Here is a 15,889-nt window from a genome sequence, read left to right as displayed (position 1 = left end):
CGGTTAACACAAAAGAGAAATTATTTTGTTCCTAATCGACGTTAAGTCAAGCCGGAGAAGGGGGGCGATGTGCAATTTTACCGGTTCCCAACCAGGCTGGGACTCGGTATCGCCTTCAACGTTGAATCACGAGTAATACCTTTTGTATTCCCGCACTACATGTTAACGAAACACAGAGAAAATATCTGAGTCACCCATTAACGTCACACGGTCAGTCCAGAATGGCAATTGGCCTGATGTTGAGCGTTAATTAAATGTGATCATCTGCGGATATTGCATTAGCTCCGGTCATTATTTTACTATTTTCCACATGTTAGAACTTATATTTAAAATCGACCAGGTGTCGCAAAAGGTAATTTGAGTTATGAAAATGACAGGACAATCTCTTCAATAGAAAACGCAGCGCAAAGAAGATAATGAGATTATTCGCAATAATAATCGGAAAAATCAATAAAAATAATATCAAATGAATTAATTCAAATAATAGAGTGTGGTTTTATTGTATTGATTTTATAGGTTTTTTTGTATTCATTGAATTATAACACAATTTTTTATTTTTAAACATTTAAAGCGCTAACTATTGACTACGGATTTGATGTTCATTAAGCTAAAAATAATCTAATGATTAGATAGTGGCATTGTGAATGCTACAGCGGATAGTATTCTAATTAATAAATTCGGAATGAATTATAATGGATAAGGATATCAATTTAAATGGACTTAACTTCTGCGCTTTACCGCCATAAAAGGCGTTTCCACATTACGGCAATTGCACTGGCCATCAGTGGCGCCCTGGCATCATCCCAGGTTCATGCTGTCGTCACCACCTATGTCAGGGCATCGAATGGACAGGAAATTACATTAACCCCTAATGAGCAGCACATACTAAATAATACTGCTGCGTTAATTGCTGCTGAAACGGGGACGATTAGAGGAGAAGGGGTTTCTCTCACTGTCTATGATGGAGGGGCCGCAATTGCTGCTCATTCCGGAGGAAAGATATTTCTTACCGGGGCAACGATTAATTATGTAAGAAATCAGCCCAGTTTTAGCGTTGACCGTACGCAGGCTGTTCAGGTAACGGGTCTGAATTCACTTATCGATATCTCTGACTCCAGAATAGAGAGCTTTAATTACATCGTAAAAGTGCTTGAAGGGGCAACAGCCAGGTTCCATAACACGGTGATGATCGCGAATTTGCATGGGTTGACTGCAATGGATATTGGTTCAAGCATTCATGTCACTGATTCTGATATCACGTTCCTTGGTCAGTCGACCGGTTTTAATGCACGCAATGGCGCACTGGTCACCGCCCGGAATACCTATATTCATGGTGATGTCAGTTATGGCTCGGCACTCTCCTGGGATTCAAATTTCCAGGTGCCAAACCAGACGCTGGCGTCCAAGGGTATTTATGATAATGTCACTATCGAGACGCAAAGGGATAGAAATGTAGGTTACGGAGTCTGGCTAATCGGGCGTTCTCAGGCCTTGATGAACGATTCACATATTATTACGCATGGTAGCAATACCAGTGCGATATTTGCCGATAAAAGCCAGGAAGTATCGGAATTTCGTAATACAGAAATAGAGATGCTGGGTGGTAATGCTATCGCTGTTGACGTGAGAAATGGTAGTCAGATACTTCTGGCGAATAACAGTGAAATTACTACCTCTGGCAATAACAGTTACGCCCTGTATGCGCACCATAACAATAGCGATAATATTGCTCCCACCACCATTACTGCATCAGATACCGCCATTACACTCAATGGTACAGGGAGTTACGGCGTTAACGCCGAATCTGCGGGGTCACAGGTTTACCTCGATAATGTTCAACTGACTGCTCACGGTGTTACATCCACGGGACTCCAGGCAAAAACAGCAGGGAGTATTTTACATGCGAACCGTCTTAACGCCCAAATTCATGGAAATACTTCAGTCGGGGTGCGGGTACAAAACGGGGCTGACGTTCAACTGAATAATAGCCTGTTGAATATGACCGGAAACGGCAGTCATGGCATTATTTTTAACACCGCAAGCACAAGCGATGCCAATAGCTTACAGGTAACGGGGAGCCATATTGAAACGAATGATGGCTACGCCATTCAGAATGAAAGTGGCTCGTTAGCCCTGAACCTGAATGACTCGACCATTATCGGCCGTTCGGGAGGTGAAATCGATGTTGCCATCAACGTCAAAGATTTAAGTTCATCAAGACGATCGGGGGCAGTGGATATCACGGCGGATAACTCGCATATTTTCGGCGATATTATTTCGCAGTCAATTAATGCCAATGGCTCTTTAGATGTGACGTTAAATCATGCCTCATCATTCACCGGTCAGACACCCGATGTTGACACAATGACCCTGAATGATGCCAGCCAGTGGAATATGACTGACAGTTCGACAGTGACAACGCTTTCAAATAACGGCTCTGTATTTTTTATGCCTCCTGGCAACAGTGGTGCATTTAAAACATTGACGGTGAACGGCAATTATAGCGGCGGTGGTAACGTAACCATTAATACGACGTTAGGTGATGACGATTCTGAGACAGATAAACTGGTGGTGCAGGGAAATACGTCGGGTACAACCGGTCTGTTTGTGAATAACCATAATGGCAGTGGCGCACAAACAACAGATGGCATTGAAATTATTACTGTCGCTGGGGAATCCGAGGGGATTTTTGCGCTACGAAACCGCGTCGTTGCCGGTGCTTATGAATATCACGCCGCTAAAATGGGTAAAAACTGGTATTTAACCAGCTCTGTCTATGAAGAACCGGAAGAACCTGTAACGCCTGTTGAACCGGAAACGCCAGTCGCTCCGGCTGAGCCGGCAGCACCCGCAACACCGTCTGAACCGACAATGCCTTCTGAACCGGAAATGCCTGAAAGCCCCGGTCAACCCGTAGAGGAAAGTGACCGTGGGAGCGTGAATGTAATGCGACCAGAAGCAGGGGCCTATGTTGCGAATCTGGCGCAGGCAAATACCATGTTCGTTTCCCGTTTACACGACAGGCTTGGTGAAACACAGTACACCGACTTTTTAACCGGCGAGCAAAAAGTGACCAGCCTGTGGTTGCGTCAGGACGGCGGGCATAATCGCAGTGAAACGCGGTCGGGCCAGCTAAAAACACAGACCAACCGCTATGTGGTGCAAATCGGCGGGGATATCGCGCAATGGAGTCACAGTGGCCTGGACCGCTTTCATTTAGGGGTCATGGCGGGTTATGGGTATGCACAGGGTCACACAGATGCGAAATACAGTGCGTATAATGCCAAAAACAGAGTAGAGGGTTATTCGCTGGGATTGTATGGAACCTGGTATGCCAACCAGCAGGACAAATCCGGATTATATGTCGACAGTTGGGTACAACATGCCTGGTTTACTAACTCCGTTCAGGGTGATGGATTATCCGAGGAAAAATATGATTCGAACGGATGGTTAGCGTCGGTTGAAGCGGGATACAGTTTTAATCTGAGCCAGCACGATAACGTCAGTTACTGGCTTCAACCAAAAGCTCAGGTGGTCTGGATGGGCGTCCATGCAGATAAACATAATGAAACGAATGGAACAAGCGTCACTGGCAACAGCGGTAATCTGTCGACGCGTTTAGGTCTGCGTGCGTATCGCCTGGAGCAACGTGAAACCGGTGTTGGCAACACGCGGGCGCTGCAACCGTTTGTTGAAGTTAACTGGCTACACAATTCTAAAAACGTCGGTGTGACAATGAACAATGTCTCTGATTATCAGGCCGGTGCACGCAACATCGGAGAAGCTAAAGTCGGTATTGAAGGCAACGTTAACAAAAAACTGAGCATATGGGGCAGTGTGGCCCAACAAATCGGTGACCACGGATACCGGGATTCTCAGGCATCGATTGGCATTAAATACAGCTTCTGATAATTTTGTCTGAAGGGATGCTGCGTTTGACCGAGGCGAACCTGAAAATGAGAGTACCGTAATGTCAGGACCGCAGTCACCAGAATAGACAATCCGGTGACTGCAATTTATGATCTGACTGGCTCAGCAGTGGGTAGCAGTGGCAAGACGGTAAGTGAATCCTGGATTCCTCCTGCCAAATTCAATTTAACATAATATACATTATGCGCACTAATATGGATTCAGGGAGAATCCAGCCGTTCATTGCTGTGGTCATTACACTGTGCACATAACCGTTGAAATGTCTTACAGCCTTTTACTGGTACGCTGTTCATTCCTCCATTTCCCGGTTTAACCGACCATGCAGCCTGAGCACATTCCCCCTGATTGCCATCGCAACGTTCTGTGGAAAATCTGTTGGCAATGCGGCAGTCACGTTATCCAGTGCTGCGGGTATTTGTTCTGCAAACGTACACAGAATTTCTCGCATCTGCTCTTGCGGAAATTTCAGCGCCTTTGCCGTTGCCATAAAATGACGCGGATAAATTTTATCGATAGCTGTTTTTCTGCCTTTGGATGCGTTAAGCCCCATTGCCAGTTTCAAATCACTGATATGTATTCCCGTACCGCCAAGAACCGGAAATGCCGAAATAATGTCGTAAAATGGCGTGAGCCGATAACTGCCGCCGGCCTGAATAAAAACAGAGAAGTTTTTCGCATGGCCATCCGTTGCACCAATCAACCACTGGAACACCTGAAACTTCATAAAATCATAGCGATCTTTCAGCGCCTCGCTGGACCCCATCAAAAACGCCATGATTTGCTCGATGCCAGGTCCCCCGTCAGATTCGTATTTGACTGATGACGGTAAACCGAATGTCTGGCACATATCTTCTTGCGGCAAGCGGAGTAAAACTGACCGTTCAGCATTCCAGCGTCTGTCAAAGCGCTCGACCGCTAACGCACGCACCCTTCCCGCCTTGATAATTTCGGCTCCAGGAACATCCAGTCCGAGTTGTTTCGCCAGCAGTAGACAAAAATATTCATTATCAACGCTTTGGCTAAGATCGAGCGTCGCATTGGGCTGTCTGATTTCGCCAATAGGCAACTTAATAATATGCGTAGTTGGCGTTACCCCTTTTGGGATACACCAGTCATTGCCCATTCTGAGCAGCGCGGTCTTTTCCTGCGCGCCGGCAACTGAGATACGAAAGTTATTTTCTTCATTAATCATGCCCAGCGGAATATCTGATTTATAAGCCGACAGCACCTCTTCAAGCTTTGCCTCACTTAACTTTTCCCATGTCATCACCGGATTTGTCACCGCTTCATTTTCCGGTAACAATGTCACAGCCCCCACGCTATCTCGACCTATTTCTGACAATAAATCAAAAGGTTGCTTTGATTTTGCACGATAGCGTTTAACGATCCTGTCGCGCACGATTGGGCTATCAGGCAACAAGTTATCGAAGAAGTTAAACACGGCATCAGAAGTGATATTCCCCACCTGCAATGGCAGCGAAAGCGACAATGGCCTGGCATAGCGGTTGGCTAACCAATCCGGGGCATATTTAAATGTATGCGCACCGTTGGCCAGTTTCGTCAACTCGCCTACCCGCTGATTATTCATCCACGTTACGAGTTTAGGCATTACCACTCCAGACCCTGTTGGTCAGTAGATTCCGGCGCCGCGTCTTTTGTTTCGCATAGCGTCATTGAGAGCTCAAGTGACTGTAAAATTTTAAAAAAGGTCATCAATGTGCTGTTGTCAGGGTTATTCTCGAAATTGGAAATGGTTGCCTGCTTTATGCCGATTTTTTTCGCCAGCTCGCTCTGCGTCCAGCCATTTTGCTGACGAACCAGTTTCATTGCATTCGCTAATTGCGTTGGGCTGTAGATCATCGGGAAGCTCTTCATGTCATTCGTCCACAGGAAAGTTATCCGCGCAAGGGGATATTACGGGTTTTATCCCTTCTCGAGGATAAAGTCAATCTGTAAACTCATTTTATCCGCTATACGGGATAAGTGAAGAGATATCCGCGATCGCGGATAGAAGAAAGATAGTAAAGCCGCATGCCATTGACGACATGCGGCTTGTTATGGATTACCAGCTGTATTTCACACCCAGCATTCCCTGGGTATCGCTATAGCCTTTATCACCTAATTGCACACCGATATTCCCCCACAGGCTGAGGTTATTATTCATTTTCGCCTCAACCCCGGTACGCACTTCAGCCAGGTTACGCGCACCATCCCGGCTTACGGTTTGCCCATCCATCTTCACGCCGTAGACTTTACTGTTATAGATCCAGTTTGCTTCAATGTAAGGCTGGAACTCACGCTGTTTGCCATCGTCACGCTGGTGATGACTGTTCAGGTAGGTTTTCACCCCAAGTCGCGTTTGCACGTTCCCGTCGCCTTCCGTTTCAATACGCGTGCCGTCTTTCCGGGTATGGTCAGAATCTTTCACCCCCATCCAGGTGATTTGCGCCTGAGGTTGAATGTACCAGGTGTTAAGCGTCCCTTCGCTTCCGCTAAACGTTCCCGCTTCAAAGGTATAACCCCCCTCAATTGAAGCCGTCACGCCACGAGAGTCATAGTCGTCATCAGAACGATTATCGGAACTTACGCTGTTATCAAACCAGTTATACAAGGCCCAGCTGTCGACATAAGCGCCCGTCTTATCCGCATCGTTTTGATACCAGGTCGCATACAGCCCCGCGCTGTAACCACTGATGCGCCCGTCCGATTTATAACCTGCCCGATTGCTTTGTGTATTGCTGTGCTGACTGGTATAGCCTGCCATAACGCCAAGATGCCAGCGATCCTGCGCGTTGCTGCTCCATTGCGCTATATCGCCGCCTAACTGCAAGATGTAGCGATTCGCCTGGGTTTTTAACTGCCCATCGCTGGCAGACGAACGTTCATGGCCTCCTACATGACGCATCCACATACTGGTTACTGAATCCTGAGAACGCAGTGAATCTGTATACTGCGGCTCACCCAGACGGTCGTGTAATCGATGGCTAAACAGCGTGTTTGCTGCGGCAATGTTGCTGATATAGCTCCCGGCCTCCGGGCGAACCACTGCCGGGCCTTCCGGATCCACGACAGGTGGGTTATCAATCGGATTGGGCGTATCCGTTGGCGTCACACCGTCCCATTTACTGGTCAGATACCAGTTTTTCGCGTCATTACCCTTCCCTTTAGCCAGCGTGTAGACATAAGCCCCCGCTTCTACGGTTCCGGTTGTCAGTGCGAAGTTACCCGCAGAATTGCCGCCAACTTCAACGAGTTCAATGCCGTTAACCGTTTGTGCGCCAGCGCCGCCAATGTTATCAACCCGAACGCGAGTATTGCCCTGAGTATCGCCTGTCACGTTCATCTTATCCGTGAGGGAATTATCGCCACCCAGCGCCGTGTTGAACGTCATCAGGCCATTGTTGCCGTTATAGTTGCCATTAACGGTCAGTAGATTGCCCGGTTTTCCTCCTTCACTATTCATTTGTACCGTGCCGCCATTCTTCAGGTTGCCGCCGATAGTGGTTTTCGCGACACGCAGTGTCCCCCCAGGCATGACATCCACATCACCCGCAGTGGTGACATTTCCCGACATCACACCGCTGTTATGGATATTGATTTGCTGACTTGCCATATCAATGGCCGAGCCGGAGCCGAAAGCAATTTCACCGGCCACGATTTCCGTCGTCCCCTGATACGCGGCGGAATCGTTATTGAGCGTCAAGATCCCGGTGCCCAGTTTCGTCACATCACCACTACCGGTGATACTGTGCGTCATCGCCCAGCCTCGCTCGGTGGAGATGGTGAGCAGGCCATTATTGATAACGGAAGCATCGCCCAGGTTTTTCTGCTCGTTGACGCTCAGTGCGCTACCTGCGTCGATGTTGAATTGCCCCGCAAAGCGGCTATTATCGCCATCCAGTTCAACGTCCGTCGCCGCCGTTGCGCTGAAGACGCCCCTGCCGCTCATACTGTTGTGTAGTTCGCCAATCACACTCTTCAGCGTTAACCGTCCGTCATTGGCAATATTTCCACTGCCCAACCCCTGCGCATTATCGAGGCTGACTTCCGCATTCGGGCTAATGCTGGTTAACGCGTTGTAGCGTGCATTAACCCCTTCAATGGCCAGCGTTCCCCCGGTTACATTCAGGTTTCCGCCCCCTGCCAGTTCACCCTGACTCATCCCGCCGTTATTTACCGTCAGCGAGCCGTTTTTGAACAATACGGTCGAGCCCATCTGCCCGTTAAATGCCCCCACCGTTTGCGACGATCCATTAAGATCGACGATGGCCGCATTACTGATGTTGAGTTCACTCGTGTTGCCCAGCACGCCATCCGCGTCGGTACGCAGTGTCCCCATCTGAACGAATGTCGCACCCTGATAGTCGTTCTGACCATTGGAAAGCGAAACCTGTCGAACGGTATTGATCGCCAGATTCCCCATACCGCCAATTTTTGCCGACATATCCGCCATCGCGCCATAGGCACCACCGTGCTCCGCTAACGTCAATGTCTCACCGTCATAGATGTTCAGCGCCTTCAGGCCATAGTTTACGTACAAACCATCACCCGGCGCGGTCGTAAGGCGGAACCCATATTCGCCATCGGCGACAACCGTCCCGTTTTGCGCAATTTGTAACGTTTTGTCCGCCGCCACCTCATCGCCCTGCAAATCACGTAGCGTTAATGACCCACCGGATCCAATAACCGTTTGCGCTTTCACCAGTTGAACGCCCACATGGCTATCATCCTGTTCCAGCAAATTGAGGGTGGTCAGAGGATTATTCGCCATTGGATCGTTCCACGGGTTAGGTACGTCGATACGTACGTCGCCGGTTCCGTCGACCTGATAGGTACGACCCTTCCAGGTATACTCACCCGCCCCGACTACCAGAGTGTCGGTGCTGATATATCCCTGTGCAAGCGTCGCGGCAGGAAAATCCGTATCGAAAATCAGCGTACCGCCATTCAAGGCCAGCCCACCAATGGATTGCTCTCCCGTTTTTACCGAGGTGATATTTTCGCCGTCAGACTGCAACAACGCGTGGCTAAGCGCAGCCGTGTTGTCGCCCCCCAGAGCGAAAGTACTGTCTTTAAGTTGTGCAACACCGGCGAATTCAGTACCCGTAGCATGGGTAAAGCCAAACACATTGTCTGAGGATGACAATTTTACTCGCAGCAAGCCATCGCCTTTAAGCACATTGGTCAGCGTGTAATCTCCGGCGCTGTTCGTCGATGCGAGAATGTCGAGCGTACCCGGGTTTGCAATGGTCACTTCACTCGCCCCCATCCCGGTTACACCGTCAGTCGTATGAGATGCAATCGTCAGAAGGCCGCCGTTTACCAGCGTTTTACCGCTGTAGGTATTTCCCGCATTGAACACCGTATGGCCTGCATCATGTATGACTTTTCCGTCTTTATCATCACCCGTAATCAGCATATCGACCTGGTAGCCGGTATCACTATTATTGGTATGATTAAAAACGAAGACCCCTTCACCCAGACCAAGCTCCACCTTCGTCACATTGGTGATATACCCGGCATCCGCCGCTGCCTCACCGTGAGCGGCACCAATATTGAGCGTCCCCACGGCAGGTTCAAAGACACCTAAGTAAATTTCGCCACCAACGACATTCAGGGTGCCGTTATTCGTAAGGGTTAATGTTCCCTCCCCAGTCGCGCCTACCTGCATATTTTGGGTTTCAAGAAGGGAGTTTTGCCCATCGACCAGGACGTTTCCTTTACCTGTTTCATGGGAGCCAACCTGCGTATCACTGGCCTTAACCACGCCTCCAGAGGTAATATTCAGTTCCCCGGTGCCTGATTCACCGACATGAAGCAACTTACCACCATTCCCTCCCTCGTTAACGATATTCCAACGACTCCCCGTAGAAATATTGACAACCCCTTTACCCGTGATATTTGATCCAATAAAACCATAGCCTGACGAAGTAAGCGTTGCGCCATTACTGACATTCACGGTGCCCTTACCAGAATTACCGACACTGAGGCCAACACTATCGAAAGTTGATGTGGTATCCATCAGGTTGAGCGTGCCGGTACCGCTTGCTTTATCGCCCAATACAGTAATATTTTTCGATATGAACTTGCCGCCATCGCTGATATTGAGATTCCCGACGCCGCCAACCCCAATGGTGGTATAGACCGTATTATTGACCTGCCACAGTCCACCCGTTGTGATGCTGACATTCCCGATCCCGCTCTCTCCATAGCCGATCGAACTCCCTCCGTTACTGACAACAAGCCCCTCATTACTGATAGTCATGTCGCCCTGGCCGTCGTAACCAACATTGGTACCGAGGTTGGTAATAACGGAGTTTCTATCCTTGACGGTAATGCTGCCTGTCCCTGTCTCTTTCATCCCGACCGTGATAATACCTGAATCAACCTTACCTTCATTCGAGACATTAAGTTCACCGTCACCCGCGTCACCGACGTAGATATAGCGGAAAGCTTCGCCCGTACCGAGGAAATTCCAATGCCCCTTATCAGTCACATTGACCACGCCGCGAGAACCTGCCTCAACGCCCAGTAATGCATAATATCCGTTATTCATCAGGCCACTATTGGAAATATTGATCGTGCCGTTACCACGATAACCGTTATAGAGTCTGGCGAGCGTGATTACAGATCCTGGGTCCTGTACATTCAGGGTGCCGGTAGCGGTGACATTGCCACCAAGATAGGTATCTCCGGCAGTAATCTGGCCACCCTCGCGAATAGTCGTTTCACCGGTCCCTTGATTGCCAATTTGGAGATCAACTAATAAATTATTATTTTGTATCAGCCACTCGCCACCCTTTTCGACGACAACCTGGCCATTACTGCCCGCCTGATAGCCTACAATGGCGACTAATGTACTCGTGACGTAACCATTATCCGTAATATTTAATGAGCCCGTACCGTAGCTGCCAATTTCTAATAATTCTGTCGTCAGTACCGAACCTTCACCCTCAACATTAACGGTCCCCACACCTGCGGCTTGAGCACCTAACCTTAAATACCCCCCATCAACATGACCCGCCTGGTTGATATTAAGCGTACCGGTTCCTGATTGACCAATATTTAAAGGCCTTGCTTGATTCCCGGTATCATACAATCGCCACAGGCCACCCGACACATTAACGATACCCTGCGAGCCCACATTACCGCCAACGACGCTGGTTTCAATAGTAGTTAATGAAGCGTTGCCGCCACTTAGAATATTAAGTATACCGCTGCCATTCCACCCAACCTGATAGGAATCGTAAGCAACGGCAGTATTGAGCGTGGCACTCTGACCATTATCAACCTCCAGCCTCGCAGCTGACGCTGAACCCGCTAGCGCCAGCAATACACTCAGCGCCAGTGTGTTGAATTTCGTACACATTCCTGGAGATGTACGCAGATTAACAGTAGATGTTTTACCTACCCGGCGAGTTAATTCTGAGCAGACCTGAAAGGCTTGCAGGGTGCTATTCCACATTACGCGATAGATTCTATTCATATAAACGCTCCATATTAAAAACAATACAGCCACGAAAGAGATGAACAGCAAGGCGTTAAAAATGAAATTTATTGATTTATGAGAGGTCTGTATTGAGTGTCATCTGGAAGAAAAAGCGTGTCAATATAATGTATTTCCTTGCTTTTGCGAATTAATAACATTTTGCATGTCACGAGTCTTATTTCATTCGAAATAATAATTCTGGGGTCGAATACAAAATAAGAAAGTTAATTCTTTTAATCGGACATTTACCACAACCTTACCTCAGTCCAGATAGCACGAATTGCTAAAAATAAAAATAAACAAAATACCCCTCCTGTCAGCCTGCTGTTTCAGGAAAAGATAATGTCATTCGCTAAAAAAGAGTGTCACAGGCAGCGACTCCCGCGATAATATTGAGTAATGACACAGGAGGACATATGAACTCAGAGAGTACATCAGGTGAAGTGCTGTTTCTGCTTATTCCAGAATATGCAGACTGGGAGTTCGCCTTACTGGCGCCTGGATTGCGTCGTGGATTCGGGATCTGGGCCCCACAGTACGACGTTAAGGTTGTGGCGCCTGATGAAGGGCCAGTGATGTCCCTGGGAGGCTTTCGCTGCCTGCCGGATTACACGTTTGATTCCATACCAGCAGATTATGCCGCGCTGATCCTGGTCGGAGGCACGAACTGGTGGGGGGAAGAGGCAAAGCGCGTCGTCCCCATCGTGCAACAGGCGCTGGCAAGGAAAAAAGTAGTGGGCGCGATTTGCGATGCATCAGCCTTTATGGGGGCCAACGGTTTTCTGAATGAGGTCAGTCATACCTCCAATGGGCTGGCCTATCTCAAAGAACGAGCCGGTACTGCCTACACCGGTGCGGCGAGATATCAGGCTGTACCTTCGGTTCGCGACGGCAATCTGATTACCGGCAGCGGGTGTGGGTTTCTCAGTTTTACCTGCAACGTCCTGGCCGCACTGAACGTCACCGATGACGCAAATATTGAGGGGATCAGGGAGGCATTTACCTCGGGTATTTTCCCCGAAATTTGACACTGTTCCCCACGGGTTCAGACGTTATGTCTGAAAATGCTCCGTGTTCATCACCCACACGGAGCATCGCCTTCCCGGAATATTAACGCTCACGCAGCGCTTCTCTGGCCTTATTAAACGGCTTCAGAAGATAGTCGAGCACACTTTTCTTTCCGGTTTTGACATCCACGGTGGCGACCATTCCCGGAAAGATAGGAAACTGTTTTTTGTCTTTATTTTCAAGATGATTACTGGTCGTCCTGATATACACACGGTAGTAATACACATCACGACGGACCTCATCCTGGAGGGTATCCGGTGAGATCACCGCCACTTTTCCGTTCATGCCGCCATAAATGGAATAATCGTAAGCGGTTATTTTGACAAGTGCTTCCTGTCCCGGATGAATAAAGGCCACATCACGCGGAGAGATTTTTGTTTCAATCAGCAGTTGCTCATCCAGTGGGACAAGGGTCATCAGTTTGCCGCCGGGTGGAATCACCCCGCCAACCGTGGTCACATCAATCTCTTTTACGATCCCTCTGACCGGCGCCACAAAGTCCAGTCGACTCAATGAGTCCTCTCGTCCGCGGATCACCGCACGTTGTGCATCCGCATCGGCATTCGCTTTCGCCAGTTCTTCGCGAGCGCGGACATAATACTGCGTCCGGATATCAGTGACTTTGTTAGCCAGTTCGTTCAGTTGACGTTGCAGGCGCAGAACTTCAACGCTGCTGGCGGCACCCTGGCTGACTAACGGACGCGTCATGTTGAGTTCCCGGGTGACCAGTTGGATCCCCTCCTCCAGTCCGCTGACAGACTCATGTAACCCTTCCCTGCGCGTGTTGTATAGCGCGGTTTCAGAAGCGGTCAGTTCCGGCAAGTGGCTGAGCTCGACAGGAAACGTCAGCGGCTTATCGCTGACTTCCGCACTCAGCCGCGCAGAGGTCGCCAGGGCAGAATTTAACCGCGACAACGCCTCCTGAACATCCGATTCGGTTTTGGTCCTGTTCAGTTGCGCCAGCGGTTGCCCCTGCTCAACGATATCGCCCACTTTCACATTCAGATGAGAGAGGATCCCCCCTTCCAGCGACTGGATCGTTTGCTCGTGTCCGGACGGTTCAACCGTACCGGTCCCGGTCGTCACTTCATCAAGTTCAAAAAAATATGCCCAGCCCAGAAAACAGAACAGCATCAGTGCGGTGAGTCGTACGACCAGGGAGGATCGCGGCAGACGCGGCTCGCTGAGTCCGGGGTTGTGCTGAATCTGCCGGCTCATGCTGCGGTCCCCTTATCTGAACGAACAGGATTATCCTGCAACATAATCCGTCTGACTGAAGGTGCCGGAGGCGCGCCGGCATGTTCACGCAGGATGGCCTCTTTCGGCCCATCCATAACAACACGCCCTTGATCCATCACGATTATCCTGTCGACCAGCTGTAACATGGCCGTTCGGTGCGTCGCGATGATCAGCGTGCGACGTGTCGTCCACTGTTTCAACTGCTCGATCAGGAACTCCTCCGTCATTTCATCCAGCGAGGCGCTGGGTTCATCCAGCAGGACGATATTGGGTTGCGTAAGCAGCAAGCGCGCCAGTAACAGAGTCTGGCGTTGTCCACCGGAGAGACCAAAGCCCCCTTCCTGAATCTGATAGTTGAGCCCGTTTTTCTGTTTCTGCACAAACGGCATGGCGCCACTCATCGTGAGTGCGCGTTCAATCTCTTCATCGGACGCCTCGGGCATTCCCATCGTGATGTTCTCCCTGACGGAGCCAAAAAACAGACGTGCGGTCTGGCTGAGTAATCCCATATCGCGACGCAAATCAGCGGGATCCAGTTGGCTGATGCTGATGTTATCAAGCAGGACCTGTCCCTGTTGGGCAATATGCATCCCGGCCATCATTTGCAACAGTGTGGATTTTCCCGCCCCGTTTCGCCCGAGGATGGCAACTTTTTCACCCGCGCGGATGGTAAGCGCGTTGAGGGTGACATCCGCAATTTTCTCTTCCTCATCGTACCAGAAGACCGCATTGTTAAACTGATAGTGACCGTGTAACGCCGCTTTGTGGACCCGTTTGCTGTGTTCTGGCTGATCGACAGGACGCTTCATCAGCTCATCCAGCCCTTTACGGGCCACTTTTGCCTGCTGCCAGCGCGAGAGTACGCCAGAGATTTGTGACAGCGGCGCAATCGTCCGGGAGGCAAGAATAGTCGTCCCCACCAGTGCGCCGGTGGTCATATCGCCGTTCATCACCATAAAGCAACCAACCAGCAGTACTACCACATAAACGATCGATTGCACCTCCTGGGTCCAGGTGAGCAACAGACCGGTCAGAAAACGCTGCTTCATACTGATTGTGGCAGCGACGTCATTGGTATGGTTCCACTGGTTCTGAAAGCGTTGCTCAGCGCGCAGCAGTTTGATGTCTTCGAAGGATTCAACGGCTTCAACCAGCGTGGCGTTACGCACGGCGGACTCACGCATCCCCTCATTGGATAGCAGCGCCAGCGGTCGCTGTATCAACAGTCCAGGGATCAGGAGTAACGGTATTGCCAGCAGGACGACGAGAACAAGCCAGCCGCCAATCAGCCACAAAATCAGCACAAACAGGAAGAAAAAGGGTAAGTCAGCCACCGCGCTGATGGTCGTAGAGGTGATTAACTCCCTGACCGACTCCAGCTCTCTGATTTGCGAGATAAAAGAACCGGTAGATTTAGAGCGGGCGCTGTTTTTCAGGCGCATGGCATGACCGAAGACCCGATCGGAAATCCGCAGATCCGCCCGCTTACCAATCACATCTGATAAGTGCGTGCGAACCATCCGCATCGTAAATTCAAACAGAATGGCCAGCATCACCCCACCAAACAGCACCCACAGCGTGGAATAAGACTGCGCCGGTACGACGCGATCATAAACCTGCATGGAAAAGAGCATTCCGGCTAAGGCCAGTACGTTTGCCACCAGTGACGCCAGCATAATATCGCCATAGCGCCGCCAGTCCTTCAGGGCGATGTTCCAGAACCAACTGGCCTGGTAAGGCTGAATATAATCGTCCACCCTCGCATCAGGCACCGCGCTTAACGGGCGTAATAACGCAAGTTCCGTAATTCGCCCGTCAATCGTCTCCACATCCAGCGTCGTTTCCAGCCGGTCATCGCCGCTCAATTGCACACTGATATTGCCCTGAGCGTCCCGACGGGTAATGACGCCGAGTTCTCCGTCGTCAAACACGGCGACAAGCGGCAGACGCCAGGGGGTCAGCGAGTCGGATGAGAAAGGCATCAGGCGCAGCCCCATCCCTAACTGGCGGGCCATATCCGTCAGGAGTTCCTCGCGCTGACTGTCTCGTTCCCAGTTAACCGTTGTACGGACATTCTCTCGCGAGAAATCCAGACGGTAATGCCGGGCGACGGTGATCATCGCGTCAAGCCATGCTTCAACAGAAGGGACTGAGTTCTTCATC

The 15,889-nt window shown here is 50.0% G+C and carries 7 protein-coding genes; 2 read left to right on the top strand and 5 right to left on the bottom strand.

What is annotated here, in order from left to right; all coding sequences use genetic code 11:
* Window positions 1-714 precede the first annotated feature (714 nt).
* Window positions 715-3,909: an autotransporter outer membrane beta-barrel domain-containing protein gene (locus F384_RS07065; RefSeq protein WP_080949898.1), complete on the top strand. Its 3,195-nt coding sequence runs from the start codon at window positions 715-717 to the stop codon at window positions 3,907-3,909.
* Window positions 3,910-4,219: 310 nt separating this feature from the next.
* On the opposite strand, the gene F384_RS07060 is transcribed toward F384_RS07065, so the two are convergent.
* The 3 genes from F384_RS07060 to F384_RS07050 form a co-directional block, all read right to left on the bottom strand.
* Window positions 4,220-5,539, bottom strand: a complete 1,320-nt coding sequence (locus F384_RS07060) for a type II toxin-antitoxin system HipA family toxin (RefSeq protein WP_046480828.1) — start codon at window positions 5,537-5,539, stop codon at window positions 4,220-4,222.
* The gene (gene hipB, locus F384_RS07055; RefSeq protein WP_046480827.1) at window positions 5,539-5,805 is read right to left on the bottom strand and encodes a type II toxin-antitoxin system antitoxin HipB; all 267 of its coding nucleotides are present in this window, start codon (window positions 5,803-5,805) and stop codon (window positions 5,539-5,541) included. Before hipB ends, F384_RS07060 begins: the two co-directional genes overlap by 1 nt.
* 187 nt (window positions 5,806-5,992) lie before the next feature.
* Entirely contained in the window at window positions 5,993-11,416 is a 5,424-nt protein-coding gene (locus tag F384_RS07050) for an ECSE_1600 family autotransporter (protein WP_046480826.1), read from the bottom strand.
* Between the two features lie 419 nt (window positions 11,417-11,835).
* On the opposite strand from F384_RS07050, the gene F384_RS07045 reads away from it, so the two are divergent.
* Window positions 11,836-12,447, top strand: a complete 612-nt coding sequence (locus F384_RS07045; RefSeq protein WP_046480824.1) for a DJ-1/PfpI family protein — start codon at window positions 11,836-11,838, stop codon at window positions 12,445-12,447.
* Between the two features lie 82 nt (window positions 12,448-12,529).
* Here F384_RS07045 and F384_RS07040 read toward each other — a convergent pair whose 3' ends face one another.
* On the bottom strand, window positions 12,530-13,705 hold the full coding sequence (locus F384_RS07040) for an HlyD family type I secretion periplasmic adaptor subunit (RefSeq protein WP_046480823.1): 1,176 nt from the start codon (window positions 13,703-13,705) through the stop codon (window positions 12,530-12,532).
* Complete coding sequence (locus tag F384_RS07035; RefSeq protein ID WP_046480821.1) at window positions 13,702-15,888, bottom strand: type I secretion system permease/ATPase; 2,187 nt, start codon at window positions 15,886-15,888, stop codon at window positions 13,702-13,704. The genes F384_RS07040 and F384_RS07035 overlap by 4 nt, the downstream gene beginning before the upstream one ends.
* Window position 15,889: the final 1 nt, after the last annotated feature.

Source organism: Citrobacter amalonaticus Y19 (assembly GCF_000981805.1).
Taxonomy (GTDB): Bacteria; Pseudomonadota; Gammaproteobacteria; order Enterobacterales; family Enterobacteriaceae; genus Citrobacter_A; species Citrobacter_A amalonaticus_C.
The sequence above is the reverse complement of the archived record's forward strand: the minus strand, read 5'-3'. Positions and strand labels throughout refer to the sequence as shown.

Coding starts and splice junctions, on each gene's coding strand:
- F384_RS07045 (WP_046480824.1), top strand. CDS start 11,836: ATGAACTCAGAGAGTACATCAGGTGAAGTGCTGTTTCTGCTTATTCCA.
- F384_RS07035 (WP_046480821.1), bottom strand. CDS start 15,888: ATGAAGAACTCAGTCCCTTCTGTTGAAGCATGGCTTGACGCGATGATC.
- F384_RS07060 (WP_046480828.1), bottom strand. CDS start 5,539: ATGCCTAAACTCGTAACGTGGATGAATAATCAGCGGGTAGGCGAGTTG.
- F384_RS07050 (WP_046480826.1), bottom strand. CDS start 11,416: ATGAATAGAATCTATCGCGTAATGTGGAATAGCACCCTGCAAGCCTTT.
- hipB (WP_046480827.1), bottom strand. CDS start 5,805: ATGAAGAGCTTCCCGATGATCTACAGCCCAACGCAATTAGCGAATGCA.
- F384_RS07065 (WP_080949898.1), top strand. CDS start 715: ATGGACTTAACTTCTGCGCTTTACCGCCATAAAAGGCGTTTCCACATT.
- F384_RS07040 (WP_046480823.1), bottom strand. CDS start 13,705: ATGAGCCGGCAGATTCAGCACAACCCCGGACTCAGCGAGCCGCGTCTG.